Origin of the sequence: Blautia faecis, from assembly GCF_020554845.1 — a bacterium.
GTDB classification, from domain to species: Bacteria; Bacillota; Clostridia; order Lachnospirales; family Lachnospiraceae; genus Blautia_A; species Blautia_A faecis.
The window spans coordinates 1-15,889 of record NZ_JAJCIA010000025.1 but is presented as its reverse complement, the minus strand read 5'-3'; the positions used below and the strand labels follow the sequence as shown (position 1 = coordinate 15,889).

14 protein-coding genes, 1 pseudogene and 1 riboswitch are annotated in these 15,889 nt (G+C 39.0%); of the genes and pseudogenes, 3 read left to right on the top strand and 12 right to left on the bottom strand.

The features are described from left to right. Window positions 1-21: 21 nt before the first annotated feature. Window positions 22-1,392, bottom strand: a complete 1,371-nt coding sequence (locus LIZ66_RS12505) for an MFS transporter (protein ID WP_148463276.1) — start codon at window positions 1,390-1,392, stop codon at window positions 22-24. A 244-nt stretch (window positions 1,393-1,636) separates the two neighbouring features. Beyond that, window positions 1,637-2,653, bottom strand: a complete 1,017-nt coding sequence (gene galE, locus LIZ66_RS12500; protein WP_173774249.1) for a UDP-glucose 4-epimerase GalE — start codon at window positions 2,651-2,653, stop codon at window positions 1,637-1,639. Window positions 2,654-2,847: 194 nt separating this feature from the next. Then, a riboswitch (THF riboswitch) is annotated at window positions 2,848-2,945 on the top strand. A gap of 71 nt (window positions 2,946-3,016) precedes the next feature. On the opposite strand from galE, the gene LIZ66_RS12495 reads away from it, so the two are divergent. After that, window positions 3,017-3,583 (top strand): folate family ECF transporter S component, encoded by a 567-nt coding sequence (locus LIZ66_RS12495; protein WP_118583984.1) that lies wholly within the window; start codon window positions 3,017-3,019, stop codon window positions 3,581-3,583. 152 nt (window positions 3,584-3,735) lie between these two features. On the opposite strand, the gene LIZ66_RS12490 is transcribed toward LIZ66_RS12495, so the two are convergent. The 10 genes and pseudogenes from LIZ66_RS12490 to LIZ66_RS12445 form a co-directional block, all read right to left on the bottom strand. Next, window positions 3,736-3,891, bottom strand: coding sequence for a helix-turn-helix transcriptional regulator (locus tag LIZ66_RS12490; RefSeq protein WP_173719500.1), 156 nt, complete (start codon window positions 3,889-3,891; stop codon window positions 3,736-3,738). Window positions 3,892-4,046: 155 nt separating this feature from the next. Beyond that, on the bottom strand, window positions 4,047-5,432 hold the full coding sequence (locus LIZ66_RS12485; protein ID WP_227200889.1) for a DUF4179 domain-containing protein: 1,386 nt from the start codon (window positions 5,430-5,432) through the stop codon (window positions 4,047-4,049). Continuing rightward, entirely contained in the window at window positions 5,429-5,986 is a 558-nt protein-coding gene (locus tag LIZ66_RS12480) for an RNA polymerase sigma factor (protein WP_227200890.1), read from the bottom strand. The genes LIZ66_RS12485 and LIZ66_RS12480 overlap by 4 nt, the downstream gene beginning before the upstream one ends. Window positions 5,987-6,336: 350 nt before the next feature. Further along, window positions 6,337-7,375: pseudogene (locus LIZ66_RS12475) on the bottom strand (hypothetical protein). 18 nt (window positions 7,376-7,393) lie between these two features. Next, entirely contained in the window at window positions 7,394-8,218 is an 825-nt protein-coding gene (locus LIZ66_RS12470; RefSeq protein ID WP_173772789.1) for an AraC family transcriptional regulator, read from the bottom strand. 410 nt (window positions 8,219-8,628) lie between these two features. After that, window positions 8,629-8,964 carry a hypothetical protein gene (locus LIZ66_RS12465; RefSeq protein ID WP_173717381.1) on the bottom strand — a complete coding sequence of 112 codons (336 nt, stop codon included), beginning with the start codon at window positions 8,962-8,964 and terminating at the stop codon, window positions 8,629-8,631. Next, a complete protein-coding gene (asnB, locus tag LIZ66_RS12460; protein ID WP_227200891.1) occupies window positions 8,928-10,811 on the bottom strand; it encodes an asparagine synthase (glutamine-hydrolyzing) in 1,884 nt (627 codons plus the stop codon). Before asnB ends, LIZ66_RS12465 begins: the two co-directional genes overlap by 37 nt. A 231-nt stretch (window positions 10,812-11,042) precedes the next feature. Then, window positions 11,043-12,791, bottom strand: a complete 1,749-nt coding sequence (locus LIZ66_RS12455) for a M56 family metallopeptidase (protein WP_173717379.1) — start codon at window positions 12,789-12,791, stop codon at window positions 11,043-11,045. Window positions 12,792-12,797: 6 nt separating this feature from the next. Then, a complete protein-coding gene (locus LIZ66_RS12450) occupies window positions 12,798-13,187 on the bottom strand; it encodes a BlaI/MecI/CopY family transcriptional regulator (RefSeq protein ID WP_148463261.1) in 390 nt (129 codons plus the stop codon). 134 nt (window positions 13,188-13,321) lie between these two features. After that, window positions 13,322-14,212, bottom strand: coding sequence for a hypothetical protein (locus LIZ66_RS12445; RefSeq protein ID WP_173717378.1), 891 nt, complete (start codon window positions 14,210-14,212; stop codon window positions 13,322-13,324). Between the two features lie 157 nt (window positions 14,213-14,369). Between LIZ66_RS12445 and LIZ66_RS12440 the strand changes: the two genes are divergently transcribed. After that, window positions 14,370-14,684, top strand: a complete 315-nt coding sequence (locus LIZ66_RS12440; protein WP_118584001.1) for an autorepressor SdpR family transcription factor — start codon at window positions 14,370-14,372, stop codon at window positions 14,682-14,684. Further along, complete coding sequence (locus LIZ66_RS12435) at window positions 14,659-15,693, top strand: SdpI family protein (RefSeq protein ID WP_227200892.1); 1,035 nt, start codon at window positions 14,659-14,661, stop codon at window positions 15,691-15,693. Before LIZ66_RS12440 ends, LIZ66_RS12435 begins: the two co-directional genes overlap by 26 nt. Window positions 15,694-15,889: the final 196 nt, after the last annotated feature.

The window sequence follows — 15,889 nt, the reverse complement described above, 5'->3', positions numbered from 1 at the left end:
TATATTTCGTTATCTTAATGCTTATTTTGTTTCCAGCATTTTACTGTTCTTTAATTCTTCATTTGCCTTTTCTACATTCATCTGTGACATAATAAAAGTAATGATTACACAAATCACAACTGGAATCCACAGATACATAGTATGAAGCATGCTAAGGCAGGAATCCGGCTGTACAGCAAGTGAACTGTTAAAGTGGCTGAATTCCAGAAGCCAGCCTGTAATCGCAGTTCCAAGTCCTCCTCCAAGTTTCACACCAAGGGAAGTACAGGAATACATGGTTCCGTCTACACGTTTATGCTTTGTCAGATAAGTATACTCTGAACAGTTAGCAATCACCGCATTCATATCACCCTGCCATGGTCCCATACCAAATGCAGCAACGGCTGTAAAGGCAATCATAAGCGGTACGCTTCCCATATAAGCAGCAACTACTACAAGGGCACGTCCAATGGTTCCAATGGTATATCCAACCAGATTCAGCTTATATAACCCTTTCCATTTTGCTACTAAAGATGGTGTAATAACCAGTGCAATGATTAACGGGATATTGATTGCCCAGGAAAATACCGGGAACAGATCCTCGTTTTTCAATACATACATCATGTAATAAATACCCATACTGAGCATTGCGGAATAAATCTGCTGCAGAATGTAGGTTACGCAGATCATAATATAAAATCTGTTGGAAAATAACAGTTTTGCAGCTTCAATAAGGCTATATTTTTCATCTACTGCGCTTGATGCATCTTCGTTTAAGACTTCTTCTGGAAGCTCTTTTACAGATAATGCAGAAACTGTATTTATAATAAGTCCAATGATGGCATAAATAATTGCTACAATTCTCCATCCAGCAGCTCCCCCTCCCATAATCTCAACAAACTTGATAGTAACAGACTGGATCAAAAGACTGGTAGAAAATGCAAAGATAAAACGGTAAGATCCCATTTCTACACGTTCTTTGCTGTTTTTGGTAATCAGAGCTGTAAGAGCTGAATATGCAATGTTATTTGCTGTATAGAACACTGCATTTAACAGGGAATATGCAATAAAGAACCATGCATACTGCGCTGTCTGTCCAAGACTTTCCGGAATTGCAAATACACCGATCAAAGTAACTGCACAGCCGATATAACCATACAGCATCCAAGGTTTTGCTTTTCCCATTTTTGTTTTTGTCTTATCAATCATAGAGCCGAAGAAAATATCGGTCACTCCATCAAACAGTTTTGATACTGCAATCAATGTTCCTACAATACCCGGGTTCAATCCAACAGTATTGGTCAGATAGAGCATTACAAAGGTGGAAAGGAATGCATATACCACATTTCCAGCCACATCTCCGGAACCGTATCCGACTTTGTTGTACCATTTCAAATATCTTTTTTCTTCCATGTTTTCCTTCTCTTTCTCCTGTTTTTTCAGGTTTATTTTCGTACTTCCTTAATCCGAATATAATTATATCTTTATCTTTCCCAAAATTACATAAACAACATTTAACAAAACATGCACAAAATTGTAGAATTTTAAAAAATAGAATATTTCAGGATAAAAAATGCGTTCATTTATAACATAAGGTCAATTATTCAAAAAAATAAGAGGGCTGCATCTTACAGCTCTCTTATTTTAAATATACATCCTATTCTTCATATCCCTGCGGATTATTAGACTGCCATCTCCAGGAATCTTCACACATCTCACGGATACCGTTTTCTGCTTTCCAGCCAAGCTCTTTTTCTGCCTTAGATGCATCACAATAACAAGTTGCAATATCTCCGGCTCGGCGAGGTTTAATCACATATGGAATTTTCACACCAGTTGCAGCTTCAAAATTCTTTACAATATCAAGAACACTATAGCCCTTTCCGGTTCCCAGATTGTAAATCGCAAGCCCAGGATTTTCTTCGATTTTCTTAAGCGCTTTTACATGCCCCTTCGCCAGATCCACAACATGAATATAGTCTCTTACACCAGTTCCATCCGGAGTATCATAATCATTTCCAAATACACCAAGTTCCTTCAGCTTACCAACTGCTACCTGTGTGATATAGGGCATAAGGTTATTGGGAATGCCATTTGGGTTCTCTCCAATTGTTCCACTCTTATGTGCGCCAATTGGATTAAAGTAACGAAGAAGCATAACATTCCATTCTGGATCTGCTTTCTGGATATCGGTAAGCACCTGTTCCAGCATGGATTTTGTCCAGCCATACGGGTTCGTACACTGTCCCTTTGGGCATTCTTCTGTAATCGGAATCTGTGCCGGATCTCCATATACAGTTGCTGAGGAAGAGAAAATAATATTTTTTACATTATGTTTTCTCATTACATCGACCAGAGTTAAAGTGCCTGCTATGTTATTTTCATAATACTCCCAGGGCTTAACCACAGATTCTCCAACTGCCTTCAAACCTGCAAAATGGATGCAGGACTCAATAGTTTCCTTATCAAAAATATCATTTAAAGCATCTCTGTCCAGAATATCTGCCTTATAAAACTTCACTGGTTTTCCTGTGATTTTTGATACTCTGTCCAGTGCTTTTTCACTTGCATTGCTCAAATTGTCCAGTACCACAACATCATATCCTGCATTCTGAAGCTCCACTACCGTGTGGCTTCCAATATAACCAGCACCACCTGTAACTAAAATTGCCATAATGATTCCTCCTGAACGGTTTTTTCTTTTATTATAGTCTGATTTTTGTAAAAACATATAGACAAAGTTTTAGAAAATATGGAGAAAATGCCACGATTTCTTGTCTGTTTTCTTAATTGCAAAAACTTATATTTTTATATATTTTTTTCTTGCTTTTTCCAATAATTTGCTATATACTGCCCCATGTAAAGTAATGCAGAGTAAATTCATGAGCGTAAAGTGCCTTCCGGATGGAGAGTTGCCGGAGGACGAAAAGAGAAATCTTGCGGTTCGCGAATTGCTTCTCGCTGCAACAGAAGATAAATATGAATCCATAAATTATCTCCTATTGTGAGCGAAAAAAGAAAAGGAGGTAATTTTTTTATGGAGAAAACAAAGAACATGTTTCTCACCTCAGCCAAAGAGCTGAAAACCACTTCTACACTGGCAGTCTGTGCAATGCTTGCTGCCCTGGCACTGATTTTAAATTCAGTTGCTTCTATCAATATCGGTCCCTATGTAAAAATTGGATTTTCCGGTATCCCAAACCAGATTGCTGATTATCTGTTTGGACCCATTACCGGATGTCTGTTTGCCGGTGTGCTGGATATTGTGAAATTCTTTATCCGCCCGGATGGTCCATTTTTCTTTGGGTTCACCTTTAACGCAATGCTCGCGGCATTTATTTATGGATGTTTTTACTACAAACATAAGCTCACCTTCCGCCGCGTGCTGATTGCAAAACTGGTTGTCGTTCTGATTGTAAATGTTCTGTTAAATACCTTATGGCTGGATATGCTCTACGGAAAAGGCTTCCTTGCAATCCTCCCAATGCGTACTGTAAAGAACTTGATCATGTGGCCAATTGATTCCTTTATCTTCTTTACCATCACAAGATTGATTGAGCAGACAGGAATTTTTAATCTTTTTAGAAAACCGGCTGCCAACTGATTACATATATTTGAAAATATAAAAACTTTGCGATATCAAATAAAAAACGCGAATATTCCAGTACTAAATAAGCCACTGATATTCGCGTTTCTTATTATCCTAACCACTTAAAAGAAGGATAGTATCTTACAACAGCTTTCCCCACAATCTGGTCAAATCGCACGAATTTGTTTTTCCATGAACGTGAATCTCTTTTCATTCTCCCAATTAGACACAGTCTGTCTGGTAACATGAAATATTTTTCCAAATTCCTCCTGAGTCAGCGCCTTTTCTTTTCGTATTTTTAATATCTGCGTTCCAATGTTCATATTTGCTCTGCTCCTGTTCTTCCAATCGGTTTTGCTTCTCACTTGGATTATATAAAAAATTCTGCCTAATGAAAAGCAATTTACCTTTTACAGTGGAAAAAACAGGTATGCAAAGCTTCTTTGACATGGTATTTTTTAAGAAGATTCACGTTTCTCTACTTAATCTGAATCCTTATTTTTTCACCGACAGGTGTCCAGTCAGATTCTGCAGTGATTTCACCTGTAGTTCCATCATATGCGCTTTCTTCGGTTCCATAATCTTCATCCGTTTTATTTGCTGCGTCGGTATTTTCTTTCTGGTCTGTATCGTCTTGAAGCCTTACTTCTGTGGGAGCTACTGCCCCTCCGATAATTTGAGTTTCAACCTGCTCTTCTGCATCTGACGGATTTTCTCCCTCCAAAGTATCCTCTGGAACTTCTTCCACTTCTTCTGTAGTCTCACCAATTTCTACAAAATCGTCATCAACCCAGATAGTGTCTGCAGCAGCCATATAAGGCTCTCTGGTATAAAGCTGTAATTCCAGATAATCGCTGTCAATATCCGGGAGTAAAAGAACCGGACCGTCAGAATCCAGCTGATACATGCCCCAGAAACTGGTTTTAAAACTCCATTGAGATTTACCATCTGCTGAATTACTGCGCAGTTCATACTGTACCTGATTTCCTTTACTGTCTGTCCCCATAAGCATCATCTCATTACCTTTATACAGCTTTTCCTCAAGTTCTTCCGGAATTTCTGCCGCAATTATACTTTGCAGTTTATTCATGGAAAAGTCTGTTAATTTCACGGTTCCTTCTTCTGTTTTAATAGAAATATCTTCTAGCTTTTTATGAACTGTCTGTTTCATAAGCTCCGCATGAGGAATAGAAAAATCAAACTCAAATTCTGCAAAATAATCTTCGCCAAGATTTTCATTTTGATAAGCACCAAGTACCAAATGTACTTCCGGATTTTCTCCCAAATCCTCATCAAGGGAAAAGCGGGATTCCAGAACAGCATCATAGACATTTTCATCCAGTCCGGTATTTAGTAAATCCTCATCCGAATACGGCAGATAGTGTCCGCTTTCGTATTCTTCAATTTTCTGTCTATTTATTGTAGTTTTCTGATAATCAATGTCAAGCTGTGTATTGGCAAAGGTCCAGGCATCTTGGACATCATCCGTGCCCTTTTGCCCGGAAGATGTTTTTTCTGCATGCACCTTTGTTAACAGAACCCCATTATCCAGAACAACTTCTTTTAATGTTACAGTAATTCCTTTGTCTTCCTTAGAGGTATTCAACACTTCCGTATAAGATTCAATGCTTTTGGGGAAACCAAGGGTTTCTCCTATGGACAATGTAATATTTTTTATTGAAGCCTGGATATGCGGATTAGAAAAGATAACAGAACCCAAGGTGACGATCACACAGGCAGCTGCTGCTTTGCTCCACCCTTTTGGTCTCCAGTTTTCCTTTTTGTCACTCCATTCCCGCTCTGCTTCCTCTATATATTTCGGATCAATATTACCAAATTCTTTTGAAAAATCAAATTTTTTCATATGCGTCCTACTTCTTTTTCCAACAGTTTCAACAGCTTTTTCCGGTTTCTGTATAAATTCATTTTCACGCTTCCCGCTGACATATGATGCTTTTTGGATATTGCAGAAACAGGATCTAAAAACCAGTATCTTCGTACAAAAATATTTCTGTCCTTTGGAGACATTTCTTCCAAAAAACGATTTATGGTTTCCATCAGTTCTTTTTCCGCCAGCTGTTCTTCCACGGTATAAGTTACATTTAGCTGATCCATTTCCTCTATAACATCTGCCATATGAACATCCGGGCGCTTGCCTGCAAACTTTTTCCTTAAACGGTCGATACTAAGATTTCTTGTAATCCGACCGCAAAAGTGTGCCAATACAGGAGGATGCGTAGGAGGAATCTGTGACCATACTGAAAACCAGGTATCATTCAGACATTCCTCGGCATCTTCTCTATTTGCCAATAAATTCCAGGCAATCTTGTAGCAATAGGGATGATACTTAGTACTTAATTCTATAATTCCATTCTCATCTCTTTTCAAAAACAGGTTTATAATTTCATCATCATTCATTTACAGGTTGTCCTCCGGGTTTCTTTAAGCTAAAAGTCACTGTCCATAATCTGACCAGCAACAGATAAGGCGCCTTTTTGAATAAAAATATTTCCATTCATATTATATATCGTAAAAAATAGTGGATGGTAACAGAAAAATATAACTTTTTTCAATTGAGAACCAAATTACAATTTTGGTTTTTAGTAGATTAACTTTTGGGGGTAAAAATAAATAATGAAAAGCAGCCGATATTCTCATTTTATATATCATGAGATACCGGCTGCAACTGCTGTTATAAAATATTTTCTTGTTCTGTAGTTTTGTACTTCATACTACAGCATTCATTATAATCACGATCAGAATACGTCCTATAAACTGTCCACAAAACGCATAAAATCTTCTCTTCCTTTTGGTGTGCATTTATAAACTCCGGCATCTTCCAGCACATGTACAAATACCAGTCCTACTTCTTTTTGAAGAATTGCTTGAATGTTCTCTGCATTAATATCCGGATATTTTTCCAGCAATTCTTTCACCCAGTCCTCATGCTTTGCTATTTTTTCATTTGAAGAAATATCTTTTCCAGATAAAATGTATTCCTCTAAAAGCTCCAACTCTTCTTTTAATCGGGTCGGAAGAACTGCAAGCCCCATTACCTCGATCAGCCCGATATTTTCCTTTTTAATATGATGGTACTGTGCATGTGGATGATATACACCAGGTGGATGTTCTTTCGTCGTAATATTATTGCGAAGTGTCAGATCCAGCTCGTATACATCTTCCACTTTACGGGCAATTGGGGTTATGGTATTATGTGGCTCTCCGTCCGTATTGGCAAATACAAAGGCTGCTTCATCTGTATAGCCTCTCCATGCCTGCAGCACATGTGTTGCAAGGTCAATCAACCGTTCTGGATTTTTATGACGGATACGGAGCACTGATAACGGCCACTTTACAATTCCCGCTTCCACATTCTCAAATCCAGGAATGGTCACATGCTTTTCAATCGGTGCCTTAGCCATTGCGAAGGTATAATGTCCTCCCTGGAAATGGTCATGGCTTAAAATAGAACCGCCTACAAGCTGCTTTTGGATTCTCCCCATATTTTTTCCAGAACGTTGTCTGTACTTCTGCAGGTCGTGGCATGAGGCAATTCATCAGTCTGGTATCAAACAGGTCTTTATAGACAACACTGTCTTCAATCAATCCCCGATCAATTGCCTCTTTTAACAGTTCATCCAGAACCTTCTCAAGTTCAATGTTCTGAAATTCCTGTTCCGGTGCAGTGTAATCATCCTCGTAAAATACATCCAGCAGAAGATTTGTTGTGTAATTTCTCTCACATTCTGGTATCAGTTCCGTCTCGACTCCATACTGTACCAGTTTTGCAATACTCTCACTCAGCATATTTTTATCCTCTCTTTTCTATATGATTTCATTTTGCAGAACAAACTTTTCTCTGTACAGATTCCGGTATTCTCTTGGTGTCATTTTGTAGCGTTCCCTGAAAACCCGGTTAAAAGTCCGCTGACTTTCAAATCCTGCATCCATGGAAATGTCCGTAATGCTTTTGTCAGTACACTCTAAATGAACACAGACATAGTTTAATCTCTGTTCATTTAAATATTGGTTAAAATTTCTATGAAAAGTTCCGGAAAAGACACGCGAAAGTGTAAATTTACTTACTCCCATATCTCTTGCCATCTTTTCCAGGGACATTTCTTCTTTAAAATGTTTTGCAATATAGGAGACCGTCTGATAAATGATATCATTGCTCTCCACACTGCTCTTTTCCTGTAAGTTAAATACCGGGATACTTCTGGCCAAAAGGATCTGCACATAAGCCTGTTCTACAACAAGGTTAGGATTTTGCTCCTTTTTATCGAGCTTCAGGCACCGAATTGCATTTACAATATCCCGGTGGACCTGCGGCTTTTTAATCACAGGATTTTTCGGACAGTATTTCTGCATAACAGAAGCAAATTGTCCGCAAAGTATGGGCTGCGCCCACAGATAGCATGCCTTATTATTCTCTCCTGAAAAGACCTGGCAGTGATGGATCACTTCCGGAAAAAGGACTGCAAAATCACCTTCCTCCATGTGAAAGAGTTCCTGGCCCATTCCAAGCTCCAAGCATCCTTCTGTAAGATAGATGAATTCAACTGAATTGTGCAGATGAGGGGATTCATGTCTGGCAATGCGGGAATGTAAATGCAGGTTTTCTTTTTTCTCTTCATAAACCGGAAACATAATTTCTCTCCTCTGCAAATTTTGTCTGTTTTTTCTTTTCATTTGGCACGTAATCCGCTTTCAGGTGATCTATAATGCACTTGTAAGTTAAGAAAAGAGGTGAACGAAATGAAAAATTTAAAAGCTTATATCTTATATGTGATGAATTTCTACGCAAACTATTATAAAGTTTGCCGCTAATGCCAGAAGAGAATTCCGGTATTCGGCCGGATTTTCTTCTGCATAAACTATCACATCCGCTTTTTATTAGTATAACCAACTAATGAACCCCTGTACATGAACAGGATTCTTTAAAATATAGACAAAATGATACAAAAAAAGATATGCTGCAAAAAATGACTGTATTTCCTGCCTCATATCTTTCCTTAATCCAATGACAGACAGCCCGAAAATATCGGGCTGTCTGCTTTTTAGATGGTATCAATCAGATCACTTCCACTAATGATCTGGCTCCAGCGGTTTTCACGTTTGTCCGCATTTTTCTCAAAGTATGGAAGTCGCGTTTCTTCCAATTCCTCCAGGCATGGGATGCTTCCATCCAGATACTTTTTGATTCTCCGTATGGTACTGTTAAGTCTGGTAATCACAGCTCCAAGTTTAATCTGTTTCTCAGCTTCTTCTACAGGTACAAATTTATTTTTCTTAAATTCTTCCAGACACCTAATTAGTGCATTATTATGAATATAAAAAAGAATATATTGAAGTTTTATTATTGCAGCCTTGTAACCAACTCTCCCTTCGAACATGTAGCAAAAAATCTATCGTACCAGATAAGGAATGTTAAAACTGTCCAGATTTTACGACTGTTATCTGCCTTTTTATTTTTATGGTCCTTCAGAAGCTGAAGCAGTTCCTCTGTACGAAAAAATTCTTCTGCCGCTTTTGAGGTAAATAAATCCGTTACCATCTGATACCAGTCATCCTGCCGCAGCCACACACGGATTGGAATGGGAAAACCAAGTTTCTTACGTTCATCGGTTTCCTGTGGAAGAAATTTTGAAACAGCTTTACGGAAAATATATTTGGTTGTACCTGCTGCAATCTTAGTTTCTTTCGGAAGCTTTGCTGCAAAGTCAAAAACTTCTTTATCCAGAAATGGTACCCTGACTTCCAGGGAATGTGCCATACTCATTTTATCTGCTTTCTGCAAAATATCGCCAGGAAGCCAGTAGTTCAAATCTACAGACTGCATTTTTTCCATGTCTTGAAGTGATCCTCTGTTTTCTGCCTCAAGCTTTTCATAAAATGGTCTTAAATATTCCTGCGTGGAAGGTCCTGTTACTTTATTTTTCAAAATCTGTGCTTTCTCTTTTTCACGGTAAATATATGCATTTCCGATGAAACGTTCTTCCACTTTCATTCCTGCGCGGATAAGGAAATCCCGTCCTTTCACATCTGGCAGCTTTGCGGCCAGTTTTCTAACAGCACGTCTGAGCCTGAATGGAATCCAGGCAACTTTCTTTAATGCTTCCGGTTCTCTGTAAATATTATATCCACCGAAAAGTTCATCTGCGCCTTCCCCGGAAAGGACTACCTTGACATGCCCTGCGGCCTCTTTGGAAAGAAAATAAAGTGCAACTGCAGAGGCATCCCCAAGGGGTTCATCCATATGATACATCACATCTGGAAGGGCATCCCAGAATTCCTGCTTGGATATGATTTTCACATGGTGTTTCAAACCTGCTTTTTCTGCCACTTTGGCAGCTTTGTTTACTTCACTATATCGATCTCCCTCATCAAATCCCACTGTAAATGCCTGATCTGCACCGGAGGAAGAAGCCAGATAACCGGAATCCACTCCACCTGATAAAAATGCGCCGACTTCCACATCACTTAACATATGATGCTTCACTGAATCCTTTAAAATCTCGGAAAGCTGGCTCCGCAGCTGCGCCATATTCGTCTTATGGTTCCACTGACCTGGTGTAAGCTTTGGTTTGAAATAAGTCTTTATTTCATAGCTTCCGTTTTTATATAAAAGCATATGTCCAGGCATCAGTTTATAAATTCCCTTAAAGAAGGTCTCTTCCAGAGGAGAATATTGAAATGACAAATACTGCTCCAGTGCCTTCTGATTTACTTTCCTTTCATAGCCTGGAAATGCAAGGATACTCTTAATTTCAGAAGCAAATACAAAGTGCCCATCTATTTCGGCATAGTACACAGGCTTAATTCCAAAGAAATCCCTTGCAAGCATCAAAGTCTGCTCTTTTTCATTCCATACTGCAAACCCAAACATTCCCCTGAGTTTATCCAGTGCCTTCTCCCCATACTGCTGAAGGGTATTTACCAGAACTTCCGTATCGGAATGGGTGCAAAAAGAAATGCCGAAAGTCTCAAGTTCTGCCCGCAGTTCTTTATAATCATAGATTTCTCCATTAAAAACAATATGCAGATTTCCATCCGCACTTTCCATAGGCTGCTGCCCATCTTCTAAATCAATAATACTAAGTCTTCGAAAGCCCAGCGTAATCTTCTCCCTGCAAAAGGAGCCCTCACTGTCCGGGCCTCTATGCTCAATGGCTTTCATCATCCTTTCAATTACTGTCTTCTGATCCTGTCTGTAACCTGTAAATCCACAGATCCCGCACATTTCTTCCTCCGTATCCATTTGATGTAGTTTAGACACTGCAACGACTTTTGTTACAGTCCAAAATTTTTTTCCGATATTTTATCATAAAAATATCTGTTTGTTGTAAAATAAAAATGTCTTTCTTATCAAATAATTATATTTCCAAATAGCTTTTATATCTCATATAACATTTTACAAGAAAAGAAACGTTTTCCAGTCTCTTATTTGCTTCCGGAAAACGTTTCTTTTCATTTACTCTTCATAAAGATTTCCGTTCTCATCGGTCCAGGTTCCGTCACCATTATCTGTGTATCCTACACCTTCTGAATCACAGTAATAATAATCTCCGTTTGTAGTCTCTTTTACATTAACGGTGCCGCTGCTGCCCTTGAGTTCATGCTTTTCCAGCTGTGTTCCGAAATTATAGTCTTCGTCATTCCAGGTACGATATGAATTTCCATTGGCATCTGCCCAGTTTCCATCTCCCTGATAACTGTATCGGCTCCCATAAGCATCAGAATAGGTCCCATCTCCGTTATCGTAAAGAACTCTGGATTCTTCATCTCCTCCACCCGGTGCTACAATTGATGCTACACCGGAAGCAGTAGTGAATCCACTGGTATATGGTACGCCTGCTGGCAGATTCTCATAAGATGAAACAGACTCGTTGTTGTCAGAGGTAATTCCATCATCGGTCGTTTCACTTACCTGTCCGCTGTTTTCCATGGCAGGTTCATCGTTTGTTTCCGCATCTGCTTTTTCCTCTTCGTCTACAGAATCCTCTGTATCTGCATTCTCTGTCACTCCTCCTTCGTCCTGTGTTTCAGCAGCTTTCTGCATAGTTACCATTTCAGAAAACGGTGCATAATCCGGTACATTATTTTTCTCTGGATCTGCATTTTTTTCAATACCAGACTTCTCCGTCTCTACTGAAACTGTATCTGTCCCGGCAGAGACATTAAATACCAGATTACCGCCTGCAAGCAGCAGCGTCACAAGAATTCCCGGAAGAATCCCTCTGCGGAGTTTCCGAATGTTCACCATATACAGAATCCGATCTTTAAACACCATTTCGCTGTCATTAAGACTTGCTGTCACATATGGAATCTGATTTTCCATGGCCACTGTCCTGAGAAGCAGCTGTCGATATAATTTATGTTCCTTTTTATTAACTCTGCGAACAACTGCTGTATCACACAGATTCTCAATATCCTTATCCGCTTCTTTCAGCATGATAAGAAGAAAGGGGTTGAACCAGTATATTGATGCACAGATTCGAAGGAGCATCTTATACCAGAGATCCCGATGGCAATAATGTGTGAGTTCATGGTAAAAAATAAGTTTTCTTTCTTCTGCTGAATACCCGGTTGCTGGTAGATACAATTTTGTATGTAAAAGTCCTGCAAGAAGCGGTGTGGTAAGACCTGCGTTTTGCCTGAGCTCCGGTATTCTGCGTACGTGCTTCTTTTGACACGCTGCACGGTACATCTGAATACTCACCGTATCACTTACCTGCAGACTCATCCGTTCCAGATTCCTTATAGAAAAATAATATGCCAGCAATTCTCCTGTCAGTTTAAGTACCGCTACGCTCGGCCAGACAACAACAAAAATCACAGCCACAATTCCCAGCCATTTATCTGATTCGTACCTGACAGTTCTCTTTTGTTCCGGAATTTCTGTCAGATTTTTCATGTCATTGCTCGCAGATGATACGGTTTCTGTTATCTTCTGACTTTCCTCTGGTCTGACTGCGTAATCCGTTATCTTCGGGTTTTGCGTATTCTGTTGACTGCTTCTAAGTACTTTGAAATCCACCAGTGCCAGATTCTCCGGAAGGCGCACCGGAACACAAAGGCTTATCGTAATCAACAGCCAGATAAAGTACTTCCATCTCGCTGATACACGTCCTTTAAACAGAGTCGCAAGCACTTTTACCAGTAAAATTACTATTGCTGCAATAATGTTCAGTTTCAGAATGTGCAGAATGAAAACCTCCATAATTAGCTATTCCTCCCTGTCCTCCAGGTTCTTAAGAAATTCACTGAGATCCTGGACTTCTTCTGAGCTGATCTTCTTTCCATGATAAAGTGAAGTTACAAACTTTTTTAGTGAATTCCCATAAAGTTTCTCAAGAACACTCTGGCTTTCATGTGCCTGATAATCTGACTGCGAAACCATGGGTGTATACAGATTCATTTTTCCCTGTTTCGTCACTTCCACGAAATTTTTGTTCTCCAATCTGGTCAGCAATGACAAAATTGTTGTTGATGCAAGCTTTTTCTTCATATTGATCACTTTCTCAATCTCCGGTCTGGTCATCGGCGGAGTATTATTCCAAAGAACGAGCATAATATCCAGCTCTGAGTCCGGAAGTCTCTGGTAAGTTTTTTTCACTTTTTCATACCTCCCCTGTTACATATTTTCTACAAATGTAGGAATGATTCTATTTTACCACGGTTCACGGAAATGGCAAGGGCTTTTGCACAATTTGCAAATGCCCTTGCCATTCCTGCAGCTACTGACCACTATCAGTCTATTTCTGTATAGCTGCTGCCATTTTCATCACTCCATGTCCCGTCTCCGTTGTCCGTAAATCCTGTACCATTTTCGTCCTGGAAATAATAATCACCATTTGTAGTTTCCGTAACCGTCACAGTATTACCGTTTGCATCCTGAAGGTCATGCTGTTCCAACGTATGTCCCAGATGATGAGTGTCATCATTCAGAGCTGAGTAGGTATTTCCATTTTCATCGGTATAAGTTTCATTCCCATTATCAGTATATTTCATTCCATCATCTCCACGGTATTCGCAAGAATAATCTTTGTGAAGAATGTAATTGATCTCAATTGTATTTCCATCACTGTCAACTAATGTCAGTGGTGAGGTGGAAATAATATCTGAACCATCACTGTTATCTGCGGAAGCATTCACTTCTGTATCGGAAGAATCTGAATCTCCCTTGCCTCCCGGATTGGAAGTATCGGTATCCTCCTGATCAGAATTCTCTGTTGAATCTTCATCTGCCTGTCTGGTAAGGGAGGGATTTCCTGGATAGGAAATATATTCTACGAATTTTCTGACATCACCGATATCATCTGCATCTTTTGCATATCCCACCGTCATATATAAACTGTTCCCCTCTGAATAAACTGTCTGATAGCAGGCTTCATACGTATCATTGCATTTTGCAATTGCTATATTGACATCATCAAGTGAATATTTGTAAATGTTTACATAATCACTTCCATTCGTGTAGCTGGCATAAGTACCTTCCGTATCTGCCTTTTCCCAGTCGGAATCTGCTGGCGGCTGTGTATAAAAGTCATTATTTTCTGCTGCCAGAACCGTTCCTGCTGAAAAAGTTCCCAATACCGCCGTAGTGATAAGTGTCATTAACTTTACTGTTCCTGTCTTCATAGTGCATTCTCCCTGTTTATTATTTTCTACTTTTGTAGAAGTTGTTTATATTCTACATCTGTAGAATATAAATGTCAACCATATTTTGAAGTAACTGGTTCTTGACACATAATATTCCTTGCATTATAATACGTTTAACAATTAGATTAAATGTTAAATGAAGGGATGTGATGAATTATTGGGTATACAGGATACATTAAAAGCACTAGCTGATCCAATACGACGTGAGATTTTGAACTTATTGAAAAATGGGCGGCTTTCAGCTGGAGAAATATGCGAACATTTTTCAGTGACGGGAGCATCCATATCAAGACATCTGGCAATATTGAAGGAAGCTGATTTGATCCGAAACCAAAGAGAAGGAAAGTTTATTTATTATGAATTAAATACTTCCGTATTGGAAGATGTCATGTTGTGGATCACAGATTTGAAAGGAGCATCGAACGATGAAGGAAATGATAAAAAAATATAGAGGTTCATTAATTAGCTCTATACTGGTAATTCTTGCAGGAGTCCTGGTGGGTTTTACGAGTACACACGGTAAATGGATAAATGTATTTTTTGTAGTAACGCACTGTATATTTGTAGCAATCATATTTTATGATAACAGAAGCCGACAACAGAGCCCTAAAGTTATAGGAATGGCTATATGGATGATACCTGTTATTACATTGCTCTATAATGGCATTGCCAGATTGGTAAATACCGGAGCAGGCATGGAGAACCTGTTCATGGCATTCATGTATTATGGAACAGGCTTACTATTCATGGTTATAGGAAATTATCTGCCAAAGGTAAAGCAGAATAATACGATAGGAATCCGGGTTATATGGACATTGCAGGATGAGGAAAACTGGAATGCAACTCATAGATTCAGTGGGAAACTATGGATGGCATCAGGTATTCTGTGTATGCTCTGTGGTCTTTTTGAGGAAAGTATGGCTGCTCTTGTTTTGTATATCGTAAGCATTATGGCAGCTGCAATCATCAGCATTCTCTATTCTTATCTATTTTATAAGAAAAAGATAGCGACCGGAGAAAAATTAAAAATTCAGTATAACAAAAAAACAATTGGAGTATCCGGAATCATAACCATTTTAACCATTATATTCGGTATATGGACGTTGTTTTTGGGAAGTATTGAGATTCGTTTCGAGGATAAAGATTTTACCATTGAGGCACAAGGCTGGAGCGATTATACAGTGGACTATGCGCAGATTGACAGTATCTCATATGAAGAAAATTCATCTCAGAACCGGAATGATTATAGAACCAACGGTTTAGGAAATCTTAGATATGCTATGGGAAATTTTAGAAATGATGTTTATGGAGATTATATCAGGTATACCCATTCATCCTGTCATTCATATGTAGTCATGAGTATAGATGGAAAAATATTGGTCGTAAATGGTGAAAATGATTCAGCGACAAAGGAAATCTATCATACAATTAGCGAAAAGGTGTCAAATGAATTAAAATAGCATCAGAAATGCTGGGAAAATGTTCCCGACTCATCAATTGACTTGTGTTTGGATAGGTGCCGCGTTTAATAAACCAAGTTCTTTCGCTTCTTTTATGTAATCAACAGAATTGTATTTTTTAATTCTCTTGCCGCAGCCCCTATAGGATGCTGGCTGTCATACACCAGGCAGATCTGGCGCTCCGGAATTTCATCTT

Excerpts from the sequence above, each read along its gene's own strand:
- LIZ66_RS12505 (WP_148463276.1), bottom strand. The coding sequence starts at position 1,392 with ATGGAAGAAAAAAGATATTTGAAATGGTACAACAAAGTCGGATACGGT.
- galE (WP_173774249.1), bottom strand. The coding sequence starts at position 2,653 with ATGGCAATTTTAGTTACAGGTGGTGCTGGTTATATTGGAAGCCACACG.
- LIZ66_RS12495 (WP_118583984.1), top strand. The coding sequence starts at position 3,017 with ATGGAGAAAACAAAGAACATGTTTCTCACCTCAGCCAAAGAGCTGAAA.
- LIZ66_RS12490 (WP_173719500.1), bottom strand. The coding sequence starts at position 3,891 with ATGAACATTGGAACGCAGATATTAAAAATACGAAAAGAAAAGGCGCTG.
- LIZ66_RS12485 (WP_227200889.1), bottom strand. The coding sequence starts at position 5,432 with ATGAAAAAATTTGATTTTTCAAAAGAATTTGGTAATATTGATCCGAAA.
- LIZ66_RS12480 (WP_227200890.1), bottom strand. The coding sequence starts at position 5,986 with ATGAATGATGATGAAATTATAAACCTGTTTTTGAAAAGAGATGAGAAT.
- LIZ66_RS12470 (WP_173772789.1), bottom strand. The coding sequence starts at position 8,218 with ATGTTTCCGGTTTATGAAGAGAAAAAAGAAAACCTGCATTTACATTCC.
- LIZ66_RS12465 (WP_173717381.1), bottom strand. The coding sequence starts at position 8,964 with ATGTTCGAAGGGAGAGTTGGTTACAAGGCTGCAATAATAAAACTTCAA.
- asnB (WP_227200891.1), bottom strand. The coding sequence starts at position 10,811 with ATGTGCGGGATCTGTGGATTTACAGGTTACAGACAGGATCAGAAGACA.
- LIZ66_RS12455 (WP_173717379.1), bottom strand. The coding sequence starts at position 12,791 with ATGGAGGTTTTCATTCTGCACATTCTGAAACTGAACATTATTGCAGCA.
- LIZ66_RS12445 (WP_173717378.1), bottom strand. The coding sequence starts at position 14,212 with ATGAAGACAGGAACAGTAAAGTTAATGACACTTATCACTACGGCGGTA.
- LIZ66_RS12440 (WP_118584001.1), top strand. The coding sequence starts at position 14,370 with ATGAAGGGATGTGATGAATTATTGGGTATACAGGATACATTAAAAGCA.
- LIZ66_RS12435 (WP_227200892.1), top strand. The coding sequence starts at position 14,659 with ATGAAGGAAATGATAAAAAAATATAGAGGTTCATTAATTAGCTCTATA.